Raw genomic sequence first — 24,738 nt, forward strand, 5'->3', positions numbered from 1 at the left:
TTATGGACATAACCGCCTTATTGGCAACAATTGACGCCAAAAAAGCGACAATAGGCCATTATCAGCCGCTGCCGGAAGAAGAGATGCGCATCTTGGCGCACCAAACGAAAGTAGAACATGTCTGGTCGTCGAATGCGATTGAGGGCAATACGTTATCTTTGTATGAAACCATCTCGGTTCTGGAAACCGGCCTTACGCCACAGGGCAAACCGATCAAAGATGTGCTGGAAGTTTTGGACTTATCAGATGCGTACGATTATGTAATGGATTTGGTCCAGGAAAAAGGACCGGTCACGCAAACAATGATTCGTGATCTCAACCGTCTTGTCACCGCGAAAACAACCCAAGATGTGCGACAGGCCGGCAACTATCGAGATATTGAAGTCTGGCCGCAGGGATTGCCAAAGAACACCTACACCGAATCAGTTGATATTCGTCCCCAGATGGCACAATTGGTTGCCTGGAGCAAAGAAAGTCACAATTTAATGCATCCTATCCTATACGCTGCGGAACTGCATCGGCGTTTTGTGTCCATTCATCCGTTCATCGATGGTAATAGCCGAACAGCACGGCTGCTGATGAACTTTGCACTACTAGAAAGTGGATTACCTCTGATCAATATCCGCCCAGACAGTATATCCAGAGACAAGTACATGCAGGCACTCTATCATGCCCAACAGACTGGCGACCCTGATCCATTCGATCTCTTGATTGCGCAGTATGTCGATAAGGAGTTTGATGAACGCATTCAAGTTTTGAAACTTCACGAGCAAAACATAAAAGATGCAGAGAGCCAGACAAATCTGCCCAAAGATAAGTAACGTCAGTACCAGACATTGCAGACAAGACACTTGATCTATTACATTTGATCGGCTAAGATCCTAGATCAATTGATTGATGATAGGAAGTGGCTTGGATGGCACCAATTAGCGACCAAGAAATCAGGAATAATATGGATAAAATGGTGGACGCCCCGATCATGGCGGGGGTCCACTATGGTCATGATTACCCAGATGAGGCCTGCTTTATTCTGCGTGACGGTACATTAGTGTACGGTGGGTTGGGCTTTTGGACTCAAAAGGATGCAACCGCGGTATTGCAAGTAATGATGGGCAAACATGCGCGTAATGACTTTCAGACAATGGTTCTGGAAGCTGGATTGGTGGTGTCTATGCCTGCGGAATACAAATACATTGTTTACGGTGGACCAACGACGAGCCAGGAGAGAATTTTGACGGAATTGCGTGAAATTTTTGGATTTGACGAGTAGATAATGGGTATGTTTAAAAAATTGGTCAGCAGCAACGTAGCCGGGATAGCCTAAATGATTGGCAAGCACTTCGCAACAGTCCATGGAAGTAGAAATATCCTGTTCATTCACGAGTCTTTGCTAAAACTCTTTTTTCTCTCGATTGACAGCGCTTCATTGCACTGCCACAATAGCAATACAATTTAATTCGTTACTTGCTGTTGAATGGTCATAAGTATGCACATAAATCGCAGAAAAGAGGACACCACTATGTTAGCTTTCACCGATCTTGGTCGCCATTACACCCAAGCCGAACTAGCGCAGGCCAAGAAACAGAAGATCCCAATCATTACCGCTTGGCGCGGTGAACGAATATTTGTCAGCTTTGTCATCGGTCCACTCACAAATGGCAAGATACCTGACATCCACATTGATCTGCCTGACAATTGGAATGTGAAAATCGGAGTCGTCCGGGAAACTTCTGCGTACATTGGCCGCGGTATGACCTGGGGTGAGATACCCACGGGACCGAACAAGATAGCTCCGGACTATGTGCAGCCACTGGTCGATTTGAAAAATGTTCCGGCGCCGTATTTGAATTGTGTGGCGACGATTGAAGTGCCAGACGATGGTCACTCGCCTATTCCGCTAGAGACAACTATTCAAGCTGGAGATGAGAAGCTACCTTTGTCCATACTCGTTAGCCGGATGGGGAATCCTGATATTGAGCCATCGCTGTTCAGTCTGGAGCTTTGGGAATATCCATATGCCGTCGCCCGGTTCTACCATATCCCGGAAGATCAGCTCTTCGGCCCAGAGCACGAGCGCTTAACCAAGGAAAATCTGCAAAAGTATGTCGAGATGGGTGGGCAGACTATTGCCACGACGATCGTCGAAGACCCTTGGCATCATCAGACTTATGATGCTTATCCCAGCCTGGTGCAGTGGACACAAACAGCGGATGGCTTTCATTTTGACTACACGAATTTCGATCGGTATGTGCAGTGGAGCCTGGATTTGGGGATTTACCAGAAGATCAAATGCTTCTCCATTTTGCCGTGGGAAAACGAGATTAAGTACCGCGACGCCCAAGGTGCGTGGGTCACAGAGCAGCCGGCCGTGGGTTCTGACCGGTGGCGGGAAATCTGGACGGCTTTCTTAACAGATTTCATTCAGCACTTAGACGTGAAGAATTGGTTTGACCGGACCTATATGGCGTTGGATGAGCGGCCGATTGAAGAAATGAAGACGGTCATTGATTTTATTGGTCAGTTCAAAAATCAGTTGGGCCAGCCGTTGAAGCTTTCGGGAGCGGTGAACTACCAGACCGTGGCAGCGGATGTGCTGGACCATTATGAAGACATTTCAATCAATCAGTCGGATATGGGCGATCCCCATGATTTCAAACAATTCGTGGCCGATCGGCATGCCAAGGGGCTAGAGACGACTTTCTACAATTGTGTGGGTAATTATCCCAGCATGTTCGCATTGAGTGAACCCATTGAGACATCGTATCTGTTGTGGTATTTCGCCTCGTTAGGTATTGACGGGTTCCTACGCTGGGCGCTGGATGCGTGGGTGGCCGATCCATGGCAGTCGGTCAATCATTGGTATTGGGAAAGCGGCGATCCGTTCCTGTTGTATCCCCATCAGGATGGCGACGACGCCCCATATTTATCCCCGCGGATCATGATGATGGAACACACCCTGTCCCAGATCCGCCGGTGGCGGTTTATGGCGACAGAAGAAGTGACGCGGGATATTCGAGGGATGAAGACGCTGACGGAATACTTGGATACGCTGATTGACACACCCTTACCCGCGAAGACAGTGAACGAGTACGGCGCGACCGTGGGTGTGAATGAAAAAGCAGACCGGCAGTATATGCGCAAAACGGTGGCGAAGATTGAATCGTTGGTAGCGAAGATGACAATGGATCATACCAGTAGTGCAATATAATCGGGACGTGTGACCACCCATAGCAGTTACGAAAACTGCGATGAATTCATAAACAAATTAAATTGCCCCGTCCCTGTGATAATGCTATAGTCGCCTTGTTGTTGACGGCATCAACTGTCAACGACAAGGCGATTTTTCATTACATACATACTAACCATTTTCTGGCAATCCAGGATAAATGGTTTTGCTTCGGAAGGAAGTCTGAACAATGGCAGATAGAAAAGCGACACCCATCGCCAAGATTTATGAAGCTTTGAGTGCGATTGCAGACAAACGGGTCACATTCCCGGCCGATCAGCCAGGGGAAGCACTGGTTGTTTCGTCAGATCACAGTAAGCAGTATACGGTCCGTTTTGGGGACGGCTTTTACTCCGCCAACGACAACGCCACATATTGGCAACATTACGCGGGATATCCGATTGTGGCGGTGTTAATTGAGCAGCATAAGATTGGCCTACCCTCAAATTCAGAGAAAATCGTCCAAGCGTTTGCTGGCGTTGATTGGAAGGCATTGAATACGCAGTACAAGAATGATTATGATAAATCCACCGCTGACTTTCTCAGCCAAGTTGATGATCCCAAGCCACTGCAGAAATTGGTGCGGATCATTGATGATCAATTGGGTGCCTTGGACTTCGAAGTGAAAGGTAATCGGGCCCAGATGCGCCATCCTGAGCAGTGATTCGCGATTGTCACGCCAGCGTTGGATATACTGAAATCACTGAGAAAGTGAGTTGTTGCAGCATTTAGAAAAGCGCCACGCAATCGTGGGGCTTTTCTTATCTAGTGGGCTTTCTAACTCCTGGGGCAACATGCTACACTGATTATGTAAGCGTGTTATACGGTGCCAATAACCCACGCGGGCTGAAGGGAGTCAAGTCAATGACCAGGGCAATTCTAGCAATTGATGTCGGGGAAACAAGAACGATGGCGTGCGCCTTTTCGGCCACCGATGAAGTGTTGTTTCAAAAGTTGGTGGCGTCTGATTTAACCAGTCGGGCCAACGCGTTCCAAGCGATGACGGACTTGATTGATGAAGCCCAGCAGGTGAAAGAGTTGGATATCACGGCCATTGCAGTGGACGCGGTGGGGCAAGTGAATCCAGCCTCAGGTACTTGGTTTGGTATGAGCAGCCTCATTAAGGACAATATTCCGCTGGCGGCGATGCTGCAGGAGCGGTATCAGTTGCCGTGCTTTGCGTTGAACAAGGTTTACGCGGCCGCCTTTGCTGAACTAACTCATGGCATTGGGCAGGAGTCCCAGAATTTTGTGTATTTGGATGTAGCGACGCATATTGCCGGCCGGGTGGTGAACCACGGCCGGATTATCAATGGGACGCATCAATACGCCGGAGAGTTTGGCCATACGGTAGTTGATTTCAACTCACCGATTCAGTGCACCTGCGGTCGGTATGGCTGCGTGGAGACCTTTGCTTCCGCTACCGGCATGTCGAATGTTGCCAAGCGCCTCATTGATCAAGGCGAGCGCACGGTCCTGCAAGTGGACGATACGGGTTGTGTGACTATGAAGCAAATCATGTCTGCACTATCAGACGGTGATGCGGTGGCGGAAATGGTAGTCGAGCAAGCTTCTCGCGGTATTGCGACGTTGATTGCCAACCTTATTCGAGCAATCAACCCGGCGGCTGTCGTGGTTGGCGGCTATGTGGTGGAGAATTCCACTTTCGCCTTGCGGGTAACCGATCATCTTGATCCAGAAGCGATGCGGCTGGTTGATGATGGGGTAACGCGCACGAAGTTGGATTGGCGTTTGATGGCAGCCTTGGGTGCAGTGACGTACGCACAACAACAATTACGTCAATAATTTAGCCATTAGAAAAAGTTCGGAGCGTTTTAACGTGTCCGAACTTTTTTTGTGGCTGTCGTTACTTTTCTAATTGAAACGCACTTACCCCATGCGCTGGCAAAGTCATCGTGATCTGGCCGTCTTGGATTAAATATTTTTGATCCGGCCAAAGCGGGGTGATTGTCTGGTCAGTATACGCGTAGGCGATGTCATGGATCGTGTCTGGCAGCTGTTCCCATGCGAATGTGTATTCTTCTGGAAAATCGCTCTTGTTGAAGAAACATAATGCCGCTCGTCCATTAGAGAGATATTTCGCCAGCACATCCACTTGATCGTTATCCGCGTCCAGATCGATTAGGTCGGCGGGTAAGAACGGGGCCGACTGATTAACGGCAATCACCTTTTCATTAGTGACCACCGGCAGCCAGTCGCCAGTTTGATCCCGGATGTCGTTGCCCAATACGAGGGGGGCGGATAGAAATGCCCACAGCGTGAAATGGGTCATGTTTTCGGCGGGCGTCAATGCGCCGTTGCCCACTTCCAACATGTCCGGGTCAGCGTAACTGCCTTCAGTGGCCAAGGCACGCACAGATAACAGCTTTTCGTAACAATCACGCACGGAGTCCCAGTTGTTACGGATGTCTTCGTGAATGCGGTATGCCCCGGCAAAAGCGGGCGCCCATTCCCAAGGACGATTACGACCGTGCTCACAAACGGAATAGACAAAAGGGGTCTCGCGCTGGCTGGATGCTTGCGCCTGGTTTAATGCGTTCGCCATCGTCCGGTAGCGTAATATCGCGTCTGTGCGCCGATCCCGGATTGGATTATGCAATTGGATGTATTTCGTGCCGGCGGTTAGCGTAATTAATACTTGGACGCGACCGCTGGCACTCCAGCCGCTGGATCGGGGGAAATGCAGCACATATTCATTGTCGCCGGTGTCGGCCACGAGCAGCTTGCGATTTTGACTGTGTGTTTTGCGATACACCACGGTTAATACATATTGACCTGGGGCAATTCCGGCGGTGTCAAAAGTCAGTTGGCCAGCGGCATTGGCCAAACCGCTAATGGCCAATGTGCCATCGGCTTGCACCGCCCGTTGCACAGCACCTGTCAAAGCGGCTGTGCCCAAGGGTAAATTCAACGTTTCATCTGTCACCGTGTTGAATAATGTCACGGCAATAATGTCTGGCGCATCGTTCAGCAACTTTTCATCCGTGGTGAGATCCACCACGTGGCAGTAATCGTATTTCAAAAAGTCGATGCCGAGTTTGGTGAAAGTGACGGCATCGCGCTTCTCATGACCGTAACTCGCAGGCATATCTTCGCAGGTTAATGGACCACAGGAGCTGTACAGTCCCACTTTCAGGTCCAGATCATGGATCTGATCAATCATTTGCCGTCCGTGGGGGAAATTACTGAGATCAAATTGAAGATTGCCTTGCTCATCGCGGTCGGAGGACTGCCAGCAGTCATCTAAATTCACATATTGATAACCAGCAGCCGCCAATCCTGACTTGTGCATGGCCTGCGCACTTTCCAGAATGACGGTTTCGTTGATGTTTTGGCGAAAATGATTCCAGGAGGACCAACCCATCACAGGGGGTGAAACGGATTGCGACATTGTTAAATCTCCTTTCGTTCACTGAACAATTAGTGGATAATCAAGAATACAATATTATTCTGATAATGTGATTATATGGCATTGAAAGACGACTGACAAGGAAGAGCTGTGAACTTTTTAATTTAACAGTTGACAAATAGTGTTTACTGAACGTATGATGATATCAGTTCAGTTGTAAGCGTTTTAAAACTAGGAGGGACTCAAAATGAAGCGAAACGGTTTACTCGGCATCACTGTGATGCTGGCAGCGGCAGTGTTGGTTGGTTGTGGGAGCGGTAATTCGGCTGGTTCTAGCAGCAGCGGCAAAGTCACCTTGTCTTTTGCCAGTTGGGACACAAAGCAGGCCGTGGGTTTGCGTAAGATGGCGGACAAGTTCGAGAAGGACAATCCGAACATCAAGATTAAGATGGAAACAACGCCGTGGGACCAATACTGGACCAAGATGGAAGCAGCGACGACGGGCGGGAAGATGCCTGATGTGGTGACCATGCACTCCAACGAATCGTATAAATACATGTCCAACGACATGCTGATGAGTCTGGAAGATATGGCGAAAAAAGGCGATATCAAATTCTCCAACTACAACAGCGGTGTGACTAAGCTTTATATGTACAAAGGCAAGCATTACGCCGTGCCGAAAGACGTGACCAATATTGGACTGTGGTACAACAAGACATTATTCGATCAGGCCGGCGTGAAATATCCGGATGGTACTTGGACCTGGGAAACTTTTGCAGAGAATGCGAAGAAGCTGACGAATGCGGCCAAGGGAGTTTACGGTTTTGCGGCAGCAACTGCACCTGAAACAGGTTATTACAATTTCATTTATCAAAATGATGGTCAGATTTGGAGTATGAACGAGAAAAAGTCACACTACAACGACAAAAACACAGTGGGTGCGCTGCAATTCTATCAGGATTTGATGCTGAAGGATAAGGTTTCGCCTAGTGCCCAAGTGCTGGAACAGACCGATCAGATCAACTTGTTTGAATCCGGTAAAGTAGCGATGATCATGGCCGGTAACTGGGGTGCTGAAGAATTAGCTTCCAACGAATATACGGCCAAGAATGCTGACGTGGCGCCGTTGCCCAAGGGTAAGAAGCAAGCCACAGTCACGAATGGTTTGGCTTGGGGGATTTCTGCTAAGACGACTCATCCGAAAGAAGCCCAAAAGTTCCTGAAATTCTTGGCCTCCAAGGAAGCCAATACGATGCAATCCGATCTGGGTGTCTCAATTCCTGCTTATGAAGGCTTGGGTCAAGGCTGGACGGATAAGTACAAGAAGACCTTTGCGCACATTGAAAGCTTCAATGAGCAATTGAAGTACGGCGTGCTGCGGCCATTCAATGCCAACACGATTAAATGTGAAACATTGTCCAACGAACAAGTGGGTAAGATGATGTCCGGTAAGCAAACCGCCCAAGAAACTGCGGATACAGTCGCTAAAGGTATCGACAAGATCCTCGCGGGTAAAGAGTAGGAGGTGTTCTGAATGCACCACCAACGGAGAATCGGAAAATATCGCGTCAATGAGATTATTTGGGGCTACCTGTTCATTCTGCCCACGGCCGTTGGCTTGATTGTGCTGAACATCAAACCGGCGATTGATACGATCTATATGAGCTTCAACAAGTCGGCTGGCTTTGGCAGGATGACGTGGACGGGCTTGGACAACTACAAACGGCTGATGGCTGACCCAGAAGTATGGCAGTCGTTACTGAACACGTTGAAATATTCGGTCATCGCCGTACCGCTGATCGTGGTCTTTTCCTTAATCGTCGCGGTTTTGATGAATCAGAAGATCAAGGGTCTCAGTGTGTATCGAACCCTCTACTTTCTGCCGGTGGTCGCGGCCCCGGCGGCGGTGGCAATGATTTGGAAATGGCTATTCAACTCGAACTATGGGCTGATCAATCAAATGTTAGGAAACTTCGGAATTAAACCGATTAACTGGTTATCAGATCCGGACATTGCTATCTACACTGTCATTATCGTGGGTGTGTGGAGTGCAATCGGGTACAACATGGTGCTGCTGATTGCGGGGTTGCAGGACATTCCTAATGATTACTATGAGTCGGCGGAAATTGATGGGGCGGGTCCAATTCGTCAGTTTTTCACCATCACACTGCCTTTAGTCACGCCGACACTTTTCTTCGTAGTGGTGACGACGGTCATCGGTGCCTTCCAGGTATTCGATTCGATCTTCATGATGGTACAGCAAAACACGGATGCCATGTACAAGACGCAGTCGCTGGCGTATCTTTTCTACAAATATTCCTTCATCTTGAACGATAAAGGATATGGATCGGCGATCGTGGTGTTATTGTTGGGCATCATATTGATCATCACGGCGATTCAACTGAAGCTGCAGAAGAAATGGGTGTACTACTAGAAAGGGGCTAATCAGCGATGAAGAAACGACATCCGCTTGTCCACGTGGTGCTCATTCTCGGCGCAGTGGTGATGATCGTGCCGTTTGTTTGGATGATTCTGACTTCGGGGAAGACCCTGACGGAATCAACCCAGGTACCACCAACAATTTTTCCTAAGAAATTTGAATGGAGCAACTATTCGGCAGTTTGGGCGCTTTTGCCCTTCGGTAAGTTCTATCTGAACACGTTACTGTTGGTTATTGGGCGGGTCTTTTTCTCAGTACTCACCAGTGCCATGGCGGCCTATGCGTCGGCCCGACTGCGCTTTCCTGGGCGCAACCTGTTCTTCGGGTTAGTGTTGGCGCAAATGATGATTCCGGGTCAGATTTTCATCACGCCCCAGTACCTGTTAGCCCAACAGTTGGGCATCATTGATACAGTTTGGGGATTGATCCTGCCAGGCTTTGTCAGTGCGTTCGGGACATTCCTGCTACGTCAGTTTTTCCTCACGATTCCCAATGAATTGGAGGAAGCGGCGGTTTTGGATGGGGCGTCAATTTGGACGATTTTCTTCAAAATCATGCTGCCGCTGGTGCGTTCAGGGCTCGTGGCGTTATCGATTTTCACGGCATTGTTTGCCTTCAAGGACTTGATGTGGCCAATGATTGCGACGACGTCCGTCGATAAGACAACCTTGTCGGCGGGGCTGGCCAACTTGCAAGGGCAGTACGCCACCAACTTCCCGCAATTGATGGCGGGTTCGTTATTGGCAGTGTGGCCAATGCTGGTACTCTTCATCATTTTCCAGAAGAAGTTTATCCAAGGGATTGCCACAACCGGCGGTAAGCTGTAATATCAATCTGTTCACTGAACGGGCGTGAGTGCCAAGCTCGCGTCTGTTTTTTACATAATTTGAAAAGAAAAATACGGAGGAGATTATGCATGGCAGGAATTCGCGATGTGGCAAAAGAAGCAAAAGTGTCTGCAACCACGACATCTCGGTTTTTGAATAGCGATCCAGATTTGATGATTACAGATGAGACGAAAAGGCGAATTCTGGCAGCGGTGGAAAAACTGCATTACGTAAAACGGTCCAATAAGTCGCGCAAAACCACGCGAATTGGGTTGTTGGTGACGAAGACGGAACGTGATGAATATGATGATCCTTATTTCCGGGATATTCGGCTGGGAATTTTGGATGGTCTCAAAGCGCATTCGTTGGATATCGGCGTAACGTACCATATTGGCGATAAAATTGACGCGATGATGCTGCAAGGCTTGGATGCATTTGTGATTGTGGGGACACTGGAACATGCGTGGTTGGATAAGATCTATGCGGCCAATCAAAACATCGTGCTGGTCGATGATTACTATGGGCCGGCCAATATTGACGCGGTGTATCCAGATTTTCAACAGTCTACAACTGCGGTATTGGAGCGACTCACTAAACAAGGACATCAACGGATTTCTTTCATTGGCGGTGCGGCAATGTCCTGGCTGGAGAGCGGGAAGATCGTGTGGCACCCGGAAGGCGATTTGCGGTTGCGAACGTATCAGCAATGGATGGACGATCACGATCTTGGTCAATACAGCCATTCGTTTATTGGTGGATGGGACTATATGGATGGGGCGGAACAGACCCGAAATTTACTTCAGCATTTCCACGATCGGACTGACTTTCCCACTGCGTTGGTCGTGGCCTCTGATCCATTGGCCATCGGTGTTTACCGCGAGCTGCATACTGCTCATATTCGGATGCCCGAAGATCTGGCGGTGATTTCTTTCGATAATTCTGCTGTGGCAGATTATTTGACACCGTCTTTGACCAGTGTGAAATTGCGGCCCTATGAGATGGGGAAGAGTGCCGTGCGCATGGCGGCAGAGCGGATTCAGGGCACGCGGGATTATCCGCTGCGGGTGTTATTGCCGACGGAGATTATTGGGCGGGAGAGTGACGACTATAGTCGGAAATCGGAAGAAAAGACGAGTTAACGAATGCGCTGCTGCCCTGACGGCAAAAAAACAACCGTCAGTAGACTATTGGCGTAGTCTGACGATTGCTTCTTGATTGTTAGTTTTACCCATTTTGCCAGTCGTTATTCAGCGACTCTGCGAAGGGTGTCACTTGCCGGTGGCACCTTTTTGCTGTCCTCATGATACAAGATTCTCCTTCGTTATTGTAAAGAGTGAATTCGAGATGATGGCAATAAAAATGACGATGCGCCAATTCAGCGCGCCCTCCGGAAAACTGGTATAGTCCAACAGTAGAATTCAATAACATCGACTATTAAATATGGATTCCGTGTCACCAAACCTGACAAATCCCATTGCGTGTTCTCTAAACTTTGGTATACTGATTGAGAATTATTGGTATATACGTGGGAGGAGATCGTTATGCATCTCGAAGAGGATTGTATTGGCAAGTTACCAGTGGCGGACGACGTACTTTACGGCATCAACACCACTCGGGCATTGCACAACTTTGATATCGCCAAAGAACGTACAGACAGTTTGATTTTTGAGAGCTTGATTCAAATCAAGAAATCTGCGGCAATCGTGAATCATCGCGCCGGTACATTGAATGAGCAAAAGGCCAAGTTAATTGTTGCGGCTTGCAACGAGTTATTGCTGGGTCAACATCAAGACGACCTGGTGGCCCCGGCCATTCAGGGCAGCGCCGGCACTTCGGTGAACATGAACGTCAACGAAGTCGTGGCGAAATCTGCCATGAGTTTAGCGGAAAATGTGACGATACAGATCAACGATGATGTGAATCAGTGTCAGTCCACCAACGACACATATCCCACCGCCGGTAAGATGGCGATACTTAAAGCGTTGCCGCCGTTGCTGCAACAAATTGATAAGATGATTACGACACTGCTGGATCTGGCGAAACGCTATACTGATGTGCTGAAAGTGGGCCGTACCCAGCTGGAAGACGCCGTTCCGACGACTTACGGCAATAGCTTCCACGCGTATGCCTCACTCTTTCGTCGGGATGTCACCCGTTTGCGCACGGCTGCCGAAGCACTACATACCGTCAATCTTGGCGGCACCGCGATTGGTACCGGCCTGAATGCGACGGACTATTACCGCAGCCATATTGTAGACGCTCTGAACACGACCAGCGGCTTGGATCTGGAATTGGCTGAAGACATGATCGATGCCACTCAGAACACGGATACTTTCGTGACCTTTTCCAGTGCGATGAAGGTCTTAGCCGTGGATCTCTCCAAATTCTGTAATGATCTGCGTCTCTTGAACAGCGGTCCGCAGGCTGGTTTTAGCGAAATTCGCTTACCTGCTAAACAGGCCGGTTCGTCGATTATGCCCGGCAAGGTCAACCCGGTCATTCCCGAAGTTGTCAACCAGGTCGCCTTCCAAGTGATCGGGCAGGACCTCACCATCAGCATGGCTGCTGAAGCCGGCCAGCTGGAATTGAACGCTTTTGAACCAATCATGTTCCGAGATTTGCTGCAAAACGAGCGCTACCTGACCAATGCCATCGATACGCTGGTACGTAACTGCCTCGCTGATCTGACAGTGAACGTTGCCCAGTGTGAAAAGAATGTCCATCATTCCGCAGTTAGTGCCACTGTCCTGAACCCTTATCTCGGCTATGTGGAAACCACTTTTTTGGTGAAAGAGGCCTTGGCAAAGGGTGTCAGTGTGCAGACACTGTTGAAAGCTAAGAAACTGCTTGATCCAGATCTGGTGGAACGGCTGTTTTCGCCGGCCGTGATGACCAATCAAGTGCCGACGACGCAATCACGGTTTGAAACGCAGCGTTAATTCTTTTCTGTAATAAAAAAGCTTCTTGTTTACCCGCTCATCACACGCAGCTGGGGCAAGAGGCTTTTTTATTTGAAACGAGCTATCGAACTGAGCACCATTTACTTGTGGCATTGTCATGTGATGAAACAATTATTCTTCAATAATGACGGGCGCGGCGGGGGCTTTGGCAAACGTGATGTGCCAATTGATCCCGGTGCCAATGCGATAGACGTCGGAGAATGAATCTTGGTTGATGGCTACGCCGATGTTGATCAATGAATTGACGTAGACCAGCGGCTCACCGACGCGGACTGCCGCAAAGGTGCGGGTGAACGGCATCTGGTTTTGATAACGCAGGTGATCGTGGTGATAAATGGAGACCAAAACGCGGTCACCGGTATGAATATTGAGTTCGTGAAATGCATGAAGCGAGATATTCGTCCACAGCGAACCGAAACGGATGTCCAGAATGTCGATCGTCCCAGAAACTTGGCCGGGCTGTTGAGTCACTTCACCCAACGGTAATTTGACGATTTCGGCGATGGGCAAATTTTCGCCCAGGTCGTTGAAACTGATTTGACTGCTGGCTAATTTGGCTCCGTTGTAGGCATAAATATCGCGGCCGTGGAACGTGTGGCTTTCCTGACTGCCAGGCAGTGCGTTTTTAACTTCATCGATTTGGCGGATACCTTTTAATCCAATATAGGTCGCGATATGCGTTAAGGTGCCGTTGTCCGGCGTGATGATGTAATGGCCATCGTTGGTTTCGGCCACAATACTGCGTCGATCGCTGCCCACGCCGGGGTCAACCACAGAGACAAAGACGGTGCCGGCGGGCCAATATTTGACGGTTTGGTAGAGCCGGTACGACGCGGCAAAAATGTCATACGGTGGGATTTCGTGGGTGAGGTTATAGATCCCCAAATCTGGATTCACTTGGAAGGCCACCCCGTACATGGCCGCCACTGCTCCATCGACGAGCCCAAAATCTGTTTGCAACACTAACTTGGCCATAACTCAATCACTCCTTTTTCACTTTTACGGGTGCAAAAAAGGCGCCCCGTCTAAAAGACTAGACAGGACGCCAACGCGCGGTACCACCTGATTTGCTTTGCATTCAAAGCCCCTCAAAAGCTGCGTAAGGAGCAGCGGTCCGTGCGTTTTTCAGATTCATTCACCGCGGCCTGACAGCGTGGTTTTCAGCGTCCCCACAACTCTCTGGATATCAGGTGGCTCGGTTACTATTTCTGACCCGCAATTGCTTGATTGAGGAAAGAATAGCGGAGGATAGCACGAATGTCAACTGAAGTGGATTTTAATTTGTTCGGAATGACAACGGTAAAAGCGCCACTCATGTCTACGAAAACAGTGATCAACAATCAAATGGCGAAGGAAGCTTTTGATTCTGTCCGCTTCAACGGAGATTGAACAGCTGCTTTTTATCACTCCAAGGCACGATTTCCGTACCATAACGGGAAGCAATATTATACGCCGACTTTGACACTTTGCTCGTCTCGTCATTAAAAATAATCGTATAGGTGATTCGATGGCTGTTTAAAGCTTCGTTTTTTTTAATGTCATCAAAAGTCACACTTTCAGCCGCCACACGATCGAAACTTGGTCTTGGTACAACCTGTATTAGGCGCAAAGGTTTGGATTCTGTACCACCGATGGCATAGTCGATATGATAAGGATTGCCTGTTCTCCCTTGAATGGGATAATTGGGTAGTACTTCAAATTCGTTTTTGGAAAGGTAGTCGCCCACTTCTTGCCTGAAGATATTTGATACGACGCCTTTACGTGTTTGCGACAAGTCGTCAATGCGTAAAACAGCTTGTAAGAGATGTTGCTTCAAGACAGGAAAATTCTTGATAGGGCCAGAGACACTGAGCACCCCCTCCTTATCCAAAGAGACCTGATATTGTTGCACAATGCTTGAAAGAAGTTCTGACCGGGTATCATTGTTCATGTTGATTCCCAACAACTCTAGATCATTGATGGTATTACCTTCATCAGTCAGCAAGAATTCGCCGTCCTTTGTTGATGGAATCATAAAAAGTTGGATGTTATCACCAAGTGAATTAGTGAAAGGCGTAGTGACCTCATCCCCATCTGGAAGTGATTCAACATGATATTGTTTACGCAGCCACATTGTATAATCTGTAATCCATTGGTCGGTCATCATTTCAAGCATCACCTTTCCATTCGAGCGTCCCGTTAAATATCAACGATTGTTTGATTATATCATGTGGTAAACTACGCGTTTAACAAAAAACAGAGCAACAGGATCGTTGCCCTCAATAGTTAAATACGTGAATTTGGTGCGTTGATGTGAAGTACTCACAAGCCATCCGTTACTGACCACGTAATCGTCGTCTGATACGTATCCGGCGTAATTGCCTGTTGCGGTACATTCAACTGCACGCCCAACGATCCCCAATTCAGCTTCCGCGAGCCGTAAACCGATGACTGGGCCAGAATGTGGGTATCGCCATTGACCAATGCTAAGGTCGCTGCTCGGCCGGTGAAGCCAGTACTAATATCAGCACCCGCAGTCGCAAAAGTAATTTTTGCCCCGACCAAAGTGGCATGGCTAGATACCCCGCGCATCGGACCGGTGGCGGTGATGCTCACCTGCCAGCCACCGGTACTGGCCGGAATGCCGGTGTGCGGCCGAGTATCCGTCACCACAGCCTGGACACCGACCTGGGAGGGCAGCCACAAATTGCCCTGACTGGCCGCCGTGGCTGGTCGCTTGCCAAAATTAATATTCGGCGGTGTGATCGCCAGATATTTTTGCGTACTGGGTCGATAGATATACGCAATCTGTTGCGGCGTGGCGCTCGTGGCATTGGCCTGGTAATAGAAAGTAGGCGCTGTGGCACCCTTGGCGTCGTGCCAGGTGCTGGTGGTACCGCTGCCGGTGAATTCGTAATATCCCAGATACGTGTAATCCGCCAATACAGTAGGTTGGGGCGCATTGGCGATGGGGTCCGCGAGCAGACCGGAAAGCGTACCGCCGGTAGTCCCGGTAATTTCCTGGGTGGGATGGCCTGTCAAAATTGGATCCATCGTCGTTGCCCCGGGACTAGTAATGTCCCAATAGTGGAAGAGCGCTTTGGCAGCCGGCTGAGCGTTACCAATGTGCGGCACAAAATTGCCGGGATCAAGATTAATATAGTCGGTGATAATCGGCGATTCTTTCAACTTTTCCGCGGCTAACGGCGCATCTAAGGTTCCCGGCACATAGTAATAAGAACCGTCCACTCGCTTACCCGCCGCATCGATCAATTCCGGTGATTGGTCATAAATATAAGCGCTATGACCCAAACTCATCCCGTTACTGTCCGCTGATACACCGGTGGGATAAAGCGTGGCGGGCAGGGTCCCTGAATAGTGAAGTGTGAAAGCCGTCGTGACGGTTTGTCCCCGGTCAATGGCCCCAAAATTGATTTTCAACTGGTTGCCAGCCTGACTGACATTGGGATTACTACCGGTTTTGAGCTGCAAACTGCTGGGCAGTTGATCCAGAGCGTAAACGCCCATCCAAGTGGCCGGACCGGTCGCGGGATTCGTGATCGACGCAGTGACGTTCACATCGCCATTCGGCGGCAGTGCATAAGTCCCATTTCCCGCTGCCCCGGCATAACTGAGGGTCATCGTGGGAATATTGGTGGTCCGTCGATAAACATAAGTCACGATGGTCAATGATGTGTACTTCGTCGGATCCACGGTGTAAGACCACTGGTCAATCGTCCGATCAAAGCCGTCCTTATTCGTGGCGATATTCACCCGTTTGGTGACGGGGTTGCCATTCGCATCGTACGTTGTGAACAGAATATGCGACAGCACCCCTTGAAAATTATTGTTGTCTATTGCGGACGTAATCTGCACTGGCGCGGTTGTTTTCTTCACCGTGGTCTGGGTAAAGGTCTGCGTGTCGGCCACCGACATGCCGTTGGTGGTGACTTTCCGGACCAACAACGTCGGATTTTCCGGCGTGAAATAGCCCCGCAGCCGTTGCACCGATTGTTCGGCGTAGCGCGCACCGGTGGAACCTTGGATCATGAAGGCGTAATACCGCTTCTGATTGATCAAGGCAATTTCTGGAGCCGTTAATGTACGCCGCCATGTCATCGTCCGGCGGGTATCGTGCAGGTCTGTTAATGTCACTGCGAGTTGATGCTGAGCGGCATTATACACAATATTTAATCCGGCCCAATTACCACTTAATAAATTGACGGAAGTGGCAGCGGCGCCGTTCAGCGGCGTCTCGGAGACCGCTGACCCGGTATCGCTGGCTGTGTTGGTCAGATACCCGGTCCCATCGGTTTTGGTCAGCATGCCGTAAGGGCCCCATTGAGTCGTATTGTTTTGCGGAATGCGGTTGTCCACCTGCCCATCGATCCGATTATCCCAAGTCGCATAAGCGTCCCCGTTGGCCGCATTGTCATGGCGGGGGTCCTTATAAAATGATCCGGAAATTGAACCGGTTCGCCCGACCGTTTGGGCATCGTTGCCCCAGTTCCAATAGGAATCCAGCTTAAACCCGAACGCGTTCATCAAATCGGCAGTGCCCAGGTTGCCCCCAGCAGAGCCAATGGAATTAAGCGCTTGGGCAACAGTTTGGTTTGGTCCCAGTTCGTTGGCAGTATAGGTGGGATGCAAGGCAAACCCGATCCCATCGGCCATGGTCGCACTCGGACTATCCACCGAGGCCTTCATCAAGACCTGCCAGTTAAAGGAAAAGTCCTGGGTCATATCGATCCGCGTATTCAGCGTGACCGCGCCTTTTTTGTACGCCAGTGCCGGGGTCAACCGGATTTGGCTCCAATTCCCGTCGGCATCGGTGTAGATCTTGGCGTCACCAGTGGGCGCAAAGAAATCTTGTGACTGATTGTCGCCAATATTGACCTGATTACCGCTAGGTCCACTGGCGAGTAATTGCTGTGTGACTTGATTTGCCTGCAGTAACGGCGCCATGGCGTCCAATACGGTCGCCGCCTGGGCCGTATTCAGGCGCACCAAACACTTGATGACATAAAACGTGAAACACACGGTGACCATTAACGGCCACCGATTTTGAACGTCACGACGCCCCGTGACAACCCTTCTTTTTTCCAAAAGAATCCCCCCATATTGATGAGACTGGGACCCAAGATAATACTGCCCACAGTCGCATATGTGCATCATAAATTTACACGCGGCAATTTTAACACGCCAACTTTATTTTTGTATTCGATAAGCATCGTTCGGGTTTGAAAAAGTGGCACCGTTTCCCACTTTTTACTGGATTGTGACGGAATGGCCGACAACCTTTTACATGGGTCCCGTACACTAAAAAAGGCTTGTTGTGCCGCCGGTCGGGGTCCGGGGAGATTGCTGGTGGTGGGAATTGGCCTAAACCTATTCAAGGGAGCAAAAATTTCTGATGGGAAATAGAGTCCAGAAGATTGGTTCGATTGTCCTCGCCGCGTGTCTCACAGTGGGACAAGCAAGTTTGGCAGCGCCGGCTTTTTCCACGGCCCAGGCGGCCGCTCAAACGGCCACGACACCCGCTGCACCGGTCATGAAGTCGATTACTAGCGATACCCAGGATCAATTGGCATCCGGCGTGACCGAACGGCATGTGGTCTATAACGATGCCAAAGGAGCCCGCACTAATTTCTTTTCTGTCTCAGTCGATCTCCATAATAAGAACACCCAGCTGGTGGCCGGGACGCCCAATGACGGTACGAGTTTCGGCTTGCAATCCGTCCGGGCAGAAGCCAATGCGGCGATTGCCAAAGGCCGCAAAGTGGTGGCCGGGGTCAATGCCGATTTCTTCAACATGAGCACCGGTGAACCCCAAGGCAATGTCGTCAAGGATGGGGTACAGATTCATGCGGCCACCAGTCTTGATGAATCTTTCTTTGGGGTGAAAAAGGACGGCACGGCGGTCATCGGCACGCAGGCCCAATACACGCAACTCAAGGGTCAGCTCCAACAGGCCCTGGGCGCGCAAAACATGCTGGTGCAAAATGGCGCCATTAAAGACACCACCGCGATCAGTACCGATAATGCGGCCCGGACCGCTGTCGGTATCAAGGCCGACGGGTCCGTTTTCTTCGTCACGATTGACGGACAGCAAGCACCGTTTTCCAGTGGAATATCCATGAGCAACTTGGCGGAGCTGATGAAGGAACAGGGTGCAGTCAATGCCGTGGATCTGGATGGCGGCGGTTCGACGACGTATGTCTCCCGGACACTGGGGACGGATACCCTGTCTTTGAAAAATAGTCCCTCCGACGGCAACGAGCGGGACGTGGCGAATTCCTGGCTGATTGTTTCGAATGAAGCGGCTACCCACCAGTTCACGAGTGCCACCGTTTCCCCGGCCAATCAAGTCTACACGCCCCAGTCCAGTGTGACGTTCACGGCCAAGGGAGTGGATGCCGCCGGTTACTCGGCGCCGCTACCCACCAGCGGCTTGACCTGGAGCCTGGCCGATGCCGCCATGGGCAGTATTAATCCCACTACTGGGGTGTTCCAAGGCAATGGGAAAGCCGGGCAAGTGAAGGCTAACCTTTCTTTCAATGGGAAAGTTGTCGGCAGCAGTACCATTGACCTGGAATATCCAGACACCTTCGCGACCACCAATACCGATCAAACGTTGGAACCTGGCGCAGTCACTGACTTGGGTATCACGGCGTCCTATAAAGGGCAAACCGTCCAATATGGACCCAAGGATCTGACCTGGACCATTGCCAAGGACCTCGGCACCGTGGACGCGGCCAACAAGTTCCATGCGACGACGGGTAAAACTCACGGTACGATTGATGTGCAGTTCAACCACACCAAGCTGGCCGTGCACCTCAACGTCACGGTGGGCCAAGATCCCGTCGTCGTGGAAGATGCCGAGAATCTCACAGATAAAAAGGCACTGGATAAATATTGGACCAGCAGCGCCGGTTCCCGAGGCGAAACAGTCTCCTTGGATACCAGCACTGCGCCGGATTCGCCGGTCCGGTTTGGCCAGCACGCGGTGAAAATGAACTTTGACTTCACCACTGGGCAAAAGAGCAGCACGTTGATTACTTATGCGGGGCCAAACGATACAAAGTACGCCCCGGGGACCCCGGATTCGGTGGGTGTGTGGGTCTATGGCACGCCGGAGTCCCAAGGTCTGCAGTTATGGTCCGGGTTAGAGGATGCGAACGGCGTCGGCTTTGGCATTTACCTGCCGACGCAACCCGGCCAGAGCGGGTCCATTGGGGCAATCAATTGGCTTGGTTGGAAATATGTGTCTTTCCCGATTCCCGAGGGACACAAAGCACCCTATAAATTGATGTCCGGCGGGTACGCACTAAGCGTGATGTGTCTGAAGTCCGGACTGCTCAACGGTGATCCCATGACGAAAGGCAGCATTTACCTCGACAATTTCCGCTTTGTCTATACCAAGGAACTGACCGATGACACGAAGTCGCCGATCGTGGACCGTATTAATGTCGCCAACCAGACCTACACCAACAGCCAGGTGAATATCACCACGGCGATCCATGACGACACCAGCGATCCCCATGCCAGCGGCATCAACTGGGACAAGAATCGCATTTGGGTCGACGGGACGGAATATACCAATGCGAAAGGTCACTATTCTTACGATAAAGATGGCACCTTCACATTGTCCGGTTATCAATGGGCCGATGGCGTGCATCATGTCAAAGTCGCCGTGCAAGATAATTTTGGTAATGAAACCGATCAAGATGCGTACTTTACGGTAAAAACTGGGAACGGTACAAGCCTGGGCCTGGCCGGTCAAGGAAGCAATGCACCGCTGGGCGGCACCTATCAGATGAATCTGACGGCGGATAACGTGGCCAATGTGAAAGAGGCGACCGCCACTATCAACTTGGGGCAAGGCTTCCCGGTGAAAAAGGTCATCTTTGCTAAGAGCGCGGCCGGCAGTACGTATCAATACAACAAAGACACAGGTGACCTGACGCTGACCATCCAGAATCAAGGCGGCGCCAAACAGGCCGATACACTGGCCCAGATTCAGGTGAGTGTGCCGGAAACGACACCTGCCGGAACCAAGTTTACCGATAGTTTGACAAAAGGCACCGCCACCTTTGCCGACGGCACCACTGGCACCTTTGCGGCTAATCCAGGCAGCGTGCCAGTCCAGGCCGCATATCAAGTCAGTCCCAAACAATTGGTGGTTGGCGCCAAAGGGACGGTCCAAGTCCTGACTGCCGCGGGTCAACCGGTTGAGGGTGCCACAGTCACAATGACCAGTGCTGCCGGCAAAGCGATCGTGTTAGGTAAGACAGATGCTAAAGGTGAACTGGCCAGTGAAGACCTCACTAAGAGTGTCCAGAAATACAGTTTGCAGGCGAGCAGGGACGACAATTACAGCTTCCCTGTCGATGCGCAATCCTATACCGCGCAAAAGACCGCTATGCCGGTGAATTTGCTGGCCGGATCGACCCAAGATCCGACCACTGAGAAGACTATTACTTGGATGACCAACCCACTGAAGGGTGAAAATAAAGCGATCATGCAAGTGGCGGTTAAGCCGGCTGCAGCCGCCAATGCGTTGCCAGAGTTCAAGGATTACACCGGCAAGCGCCAATTACTCACTTACAGCGAGGACGGCAGTGCTGTAGAGCTCAGCAGTGTCACCGCAACGGGCTTGACGCCGGGCACCACTTATCTTTATCGGGTGGGCGATGGTAAAAATTGGTCGGACACCCGCACCTTTACGACTTTGACCGATAGTGATCACTTGACGTTCAACATTTTCGGCGACACCCAAGTCACCGATCCTACCGGGTTGGATGATTTCAGCAAGATTTTGACCCGGATTGAAAATGATCCAGTGAAATCCGCCTTTGCCATCCATGTCGGTGACTGGGATGATGACCAGACCGTCTTCAACGAAGCCGATATCACGGCTGCCATGTTCAACCAGCACCCGGATTTTGACTCGGAAGATATGATTCACGTTCTTGGCAACCACGAATACATGGGCGACGACGGTACCAAGTCTGCCGCCATGCTGGGCTTGCCCGATACCAACGGTCCAGAAGCGAACAAGACCGGTACCTATTCCGTCGACTACGGCAACTTGCACATTGTGTCGCTCGGTTGGACGGATAATAAAGACGAGATGCAAAAGGAAATGGACTGGCTGCGGCAAGATGTCAAGAAGTCTCACCAGACTTGGAAGATCATCGTGACCCACCAACCCGCTTACAACAAGAACCCGGCCGATGCCCAATCCATGCTGTTCCACGACATGCTGGTGCCGGTGTGTGACGAACTCGGGATTGATGTGGTCTTCAATGGTCACGACCACTCTTATGGCCGGACGTATCCGTTGGTGGCGAATAAAAAGAATCTCAAGGGCACGGTCTACATTGCCGCTGGGCACACCGGTGACAAGACTTATGATATTAAGCCCAATGACCCGGATGCCTTTGCAGTAGTACAGAAGGACAAGAATGAAAAGGTCTATCTCACCATTCACATGAACGGCAACAAGATGGAAATTCTGGCGCAGCACCCAGATGGCAGTTTGGTGGATAAAACCGAATTGACCGCCCATCAGCAGGCCACAACACCCACGACGCCCACGACTCCGACCACACCGACAACGCCAACCGTGGACAAATCTGCGTTGACTAAGGCAGTGAGAGCCGCGCAAGCCGTGCAGCTGGCAGACTACAGTAGCCTTGGCCAAGCAGATTTCAAACAGGCGTTGACCAAAGCTGAAGCAGTACTTGCGGATGCCCAATGCCACCGCGACAGATGTGGCGACAGCGTTGACTAATCTGACTAAAGCCCAGGCAGCACTGCAAAAAGTTCCAGACAAGACCGCTCTGGCTGCCACAGTGAAGAAGGCCCAAGCCATTGATCTCAAGAAGTATGAGACTGCCGGTCAAGCAGCGTTCCAGACGAAGTTACAGTCCGCCCAAAAAATGCTGGCAGATGGCGCGTTGACCCAGGCCGACCAAGGCCATGTCGATGCGCTGAACAAAGATTTGACCCAAGCGATGGCGGCTTTGAAGCCACTATCCAGCAGCTCCAGCTCAAGCAGTTCCAGCAGTGCTAGTAGTGCCAGTTCAAGTCAGTCTGGTGCGGGCAGCGCTAGCACCAGCAGCACCAAAACCGACAGCGGTGCCGCAGCCAGCAGTCGCGGTACCACTTCTGGGACCACCACAGGCGCATCATCGTCATCGGCCAAGCCGAAGACTGGTACTTTACCCCAAACTGGTGAAGCAGTCAGCCACGACGCCATGTTGATTGGCGGATTGATGATCCTGTTTGGCCTCACCGTTTACGACATTATGCGGCGCAAGAAGTTACCGAAGCATTAAACTAAATGCAGAAATAAAAACCCATTCCAAATGCCAATTAAGGTGTTTGGAATGGGTTTATTTGTCACTCAAAAATATTATTTTAGTCTTTTGCGGTCGCCACCGGTGCATCCAATTCAGCACCGTTGGTTGCAATGACGTGTTTATACCAATAGAACGAGTCTTTCCGTAGCCGGCGCAGAGAACCATTGCCAGCGTCATCCTGATCCACATAGATGAAACCATAACGTTTGCTCATTTCGGAAGTGGAAGCAGAAATCAGATCAATTGGTCCCCAGGTGGTATAACCCATGAGTTGGACGCCGTCTTCAATGGCTTCGCGCATTTGGGCAATGTGTGCCCGCAAGTAATCAATGCGGTAATCGTCGTGAATTTTGCCGTCACTGGTCACTTTATCTTCGGCACCAAGGCCATTTTCCACAACGAACAGCGGAATACGGTAACGATCCCACATGTCATTGAGACTGATCCGCAAACCGACTGGGTCAATCTGCCAGCCCCAGGCACTCGTCTGCAAATACGGATTCTTTTCACCAAATACGAAGCCATCATGGAAATGTTCAACATCTTGATCCGCGTTGGTCACTGTGGACATGTAGTAACTGAAACTGATGTAGTCCACGGGATTCTCACGGAGCACCTTTTCATCATTAGGATCCATTTGCAACGTAATATGATTCTCCTGGAAATAGCGGTTCATATATTCTGGATATTCACCGCGAGCTTGGACATCGGTATAGAACAAGTTAAGCTGATCGCTCAGTTGCGCCGCCCGCACATCTTCTGGATTTGGTGTCTGCGGATAGGTTTGCATCCGGGCCAGCATGCAGCCAATCTTCGCATTGGGATCAATGGCGTGGCACTGGGCCACGGCTTTGGCACTGGCGACAAATTGATGATGTAATGCTTGGAAACGGAGTTGGGCCTTTTCGTTTAATGACAAATCTGCATCAACGGCACCAGTACCCGTGAAGCCGCCAGTGATCGCGTTGATTTCGTTAAAGGTCATCCAATATTTAACGACCCCTTTGTAACGCTTGAACAACGTTTCCGTATAACGCAGAAAAGCTGTAATGGTTTGACGGGAGGCCCAACCGTTTTGCTTTTGTGTCAAGGCTAAAGGCATTTCGTAATGGGAAATTGTGACGACTGGTTCAATGCCGTACTTGTGACACTCAGCGAAGACCTTGTCGTAGAAAGCTAAGCCGGCTTCATTGGGCGTGGCATCGTCGCCGTTGGGGAAGATGCGGGCCCAGGCGATGGACAGGCGGAAGGCCTTGAAGCCCATTTCTGCTAACATAGCAATGTCTTCCTGATAGTGATGATAGAAATCAACACCACGGCGTTTAGGGTAAGCATTGTCGGTGGGATCAGCTGCGGCCTGAGCGATACTTTCCGTCGTGACTTGGTTCATGCTGAAATCTTCGCGGGTCTCGGCTTTTTTCACCACTTCAGCAGTGGTCAGGCCCTTGCCGTCGACATTCCAGCCGCCTTCTAATTGATTAGCAGCGGTGGCACCGCCCCAAAGAAAATTTTTCGGGAAGCCAGTGGGGATTTGTTTAGAATACATGTGATTACCTCTTTCTGAAATGG

The 24,738-nt window shown here is 50.5% G+C and carries 18 protein-coding genes; 13 read left to right on the top strand and 5 right to left on the bottom strand.

The genetic code is table 11. From position 1 onward, the window contains the following. The first annotated feature begins 2 nt into the window (after positions 1 to 2). From FD09_RS01380 to FD09_RS01400, 5 genes are all read left to right on the top strand, one after another. Positions 3 to 821 carry a Fic family protein gene (locus FD09_RS01380; protein WP_057817501.1) on the top strand — a complete coding sequence of 273 codons (819 nt, stop codon included), beginning with the start codon at positions 3 to 5 and terminating at the stop codon, positions 819 to 821. A gap of 95 nt (positions 822 to 916) precedes the next feature. Then, positions 917 to 1,270 carry a hypothetical protein gene (locus FD09_RS01385; RefSeq protein WP_057817503.1) on the top strand — a complete coding sequence of 118 codons (354 nt, stop codon included), beginning with the start codon at positions 917 to 919 and terminating at the stop codon, positions 1,268 to 1,270. Between the two features lie 249 nt (positions 1,271 to 1,519). Then, the gene (locus tag FD09_RS01390) at positions 1,520 to 3,208 is read left to right on the top strand and encodes a DUF4091 domain-containing protein (protein WP_057817505.1); all 1,689 of its coding nucleotides are present in this window, start codon (positions 1,520 to 1,522) and stop codon (positions 3,206 to 3,208) included. 208 nt (positions 3,209 to 3,416) lie between these two features. Further along, positions 3,417 to 3,890: a hypothetical protein gene (locus FD09_RS01395; RefSeq protein WP_057817507.1), complete on the top strand. Its 474-nt coding sequence runs from the start codon at positions 3,417 to 3,419 to the stop codon at positions 3,888 to 3,890. A 200-nt stretch (positions 3,891 to 4,090) separates the two neighbouring features. Then, positions 4,091 to 5,032 (top strand): ROK family protein, encoded by a 942-nt coding sequence (locus FD09_RS01400; protein WP_083487415.1) that lies wholly within the window; start codon positions 4,091 to 4,093, stop codon positions 5,030 to 5,032. A gap of 61 nt (positions 5,033 to 5,093) precedes the next feature. Here FD09_RS01400 and FD09_RS01405 read toward each other — a convergent pair whose 3' ends face one another. Beyond that, positions 5,094 to 6,638, bottom strand: a complete 1,545-nt coding sequence (locus FD09_RS01405) for an alpha-galactosidase (RefSeq protein ID WP_057817512.1) — start codon at positions 6,636 to 6,638, stop codon at positions 5,094 to 5,096. A gap of 205 nt (positions 6,639 to 6,843) precedes the next feature. Between FD09_RS01405 and FD09_RS01410 the strand changes: the two genes are divergently transcribed. From FD09_RS01410 to FD09_RS01430, 5 genes are all read left to right on the top strand, one after another. After that, positions 6,844 to 8,118 carry an ABC transporter substrate-binding protein gene (locus FD09_RS01410; RefSeq protein ID WP_057817514.1) on the top strand — a complete coding sequence of 425 codons (1,275 nt, stop codon included), beginning with the start codon at positions 6,844 to 6,846 and terminating at the stop codon, positions 8,116 to 8,118. 12 nt (positions 8,119 to 8,130) lie between these two features. After that, positions 8,131 to 9,030: a carbohydrate ABC transporter permease gene (locus FD09_RS01415; protein ID WP_057817516.1), complete on the top strand. Its 900-nt coding sequence runs from the start codon at positions 8,131 to 8,133 to the stop codon at positions 9,028 to 9,030. Positions 9,031 to 9,047: 17 nt separating this feature from the next. Then, entirely contained in the window at positions 9,048 to 9,863 is an 816-nt protein-coding gene (locus FD09_RS01420; protein WP_057817518.1) for a carbohydrate ABC transporter permease, read from the top strand. An 89-nt stretch (positions 9,864 to 9,952) separates the two neighbouring features. Further along, complete coding sequence (locus tag FD09_RS01425) at positions 9,953 to 11,002, top strand: LacI family DNA-binding transcriptional regulator (protein WP_057817520.1); 1,050 nt, start codon at positions 9,953 to 9,955, stop codon at positions 11,000 to 11,002. 402 nt (positions 11,003 to 11,404) lie between these two features. Continuing rightward, positions 11,405 to 12,802, top strand: a complete 1,398-nt coding sequence (locus FD09_RS01430; protein ID WP_057817522.1) for an aspartate ammonia-lyase — start codon at positions 11,405 to 11,407, stop codon at positions 12,800 to 12,802. A gap of 132 nt (positions 12,803 to 12,934) precedes the next feature. On the opposite strand, the gene FD09_RS01435 is transcribed toward FD09_RS01430, so the two are convergent. Continuing rightward, a complete protein-coding gene (locus tag FD09_RS01435; RefSeq protein WP_057817524.1) occupies positions 12,935 to 13,798 on the bottom strand; it encodes an SAM hydrolase/SAM-dependent halogenase family protein in 864 nt (287 codons plus the stop codon). 282 nt (positions 13,799 to 14,080) lie between these two features. Between FD09_RS01435 and FD09_RS16880 the strand changes: the two genes are divergently transcribed. Next, entirely contained in the window at positions 14,081 to 14,212 is a 132-nt protein-coding gene (locus tag FD09_RS16880; protein WP_268873275.1) for a hypothetical protein, read from the top strand. Here FD09_RS16880 and FD09_RS01440 read toward each other — a convergent pair. Together FD09_RS01440 and FD09_RS01445 are read right to left on the bottom strand one after the other, a co-directional pair. Next, complete coding sequence (locus FD09_RS01440) at positions 14,199 to 14,978, bottom strand: DUF1828 domain-containing protein (protein ID WP_235812183.1); 780 nt, start codon at positions 14,976 to 14,978, stop codon at positions 14,199 to 14,201. The two genes, FD09_RS16880 and FD09_RS01440, sit on opposite strands and share 14 nt — an antisense overlap. A 146-nt stretch (positions 14,979 to 15,124) precedes the next feature. Further along, complete coding sequence (locus FD09_RS01445) at positions 15,125 to 17,908, bottom strand: lectin-like domain-containing protein (protein WP_157053643.1); 2,784 nt, start codon at positions 17,906 to 17,908, stop codon at positions 15,125 to 15,127. Positions 17,909 to 18,215: 307 nt separating this feature from the next. Here FD09_RS01445 and FD09_RS01450 point away from each other — a divergent pair, with 307 nt between their 5' ends. Next, complete coding sequence (locus FD09_RS01450; RefSeq protein WP_057817530.1) at positions 18,216 to 22,598, top strand: phosphodiester glycosidase family protein; 4,383 nt, start codon at positions 18,216 to 18,218, stop codon at positions 22,596 to 22,598. Continuing rightward, positions 22,555 to 23,145: an LPXTG cell wall anchor domain-containing protein gene (locus tag FD09_RS01455; RefSeq protein WP_057817532.1), complete on the top strand. Its 591-nt coding sequence runs from the start codon at positions 22,555 to 22,557 to the stop codon at positions 23,143 to 23,145. Before FD09_RS01450 ends, FD09_RS01455 begins: the two co-directional genes overlap by 44 nt. Before the next feature lie 82 nt (positions 23,146 to 23,227). On the opposite strand, the gene FD09_RS01460 is transcribed toward FD09_RS01455, so the two are convergent. Further along, positions 23,228 to 24,715 carry a glycoside hydrolase family 1 protein gene (locus tag FD09_RS01460; protein ID WP_057817534.1) on the bottom strand — a complete coding sequence of 496 codons (1,488 nt, stop codon included), beginning with the start codon at positions 24,713 to 24,715 and terminating at the stop codon, positions 23,228 to 23,230. Positions 24,716 to 24,738: the final 23 nt, after the last annotated feature.

The organism is Schleiferilactobacillus perolens DSM 12744, from assembly GCF_001435585.1.
In the GTDB taxonomy this organism is placed as follows: Bacteria; Bacillota; Bacilli; order Lactobacillales; family Lactobacillaceae; genus Schleiferilactobacillus; species Schleiferilactobacillus perolens.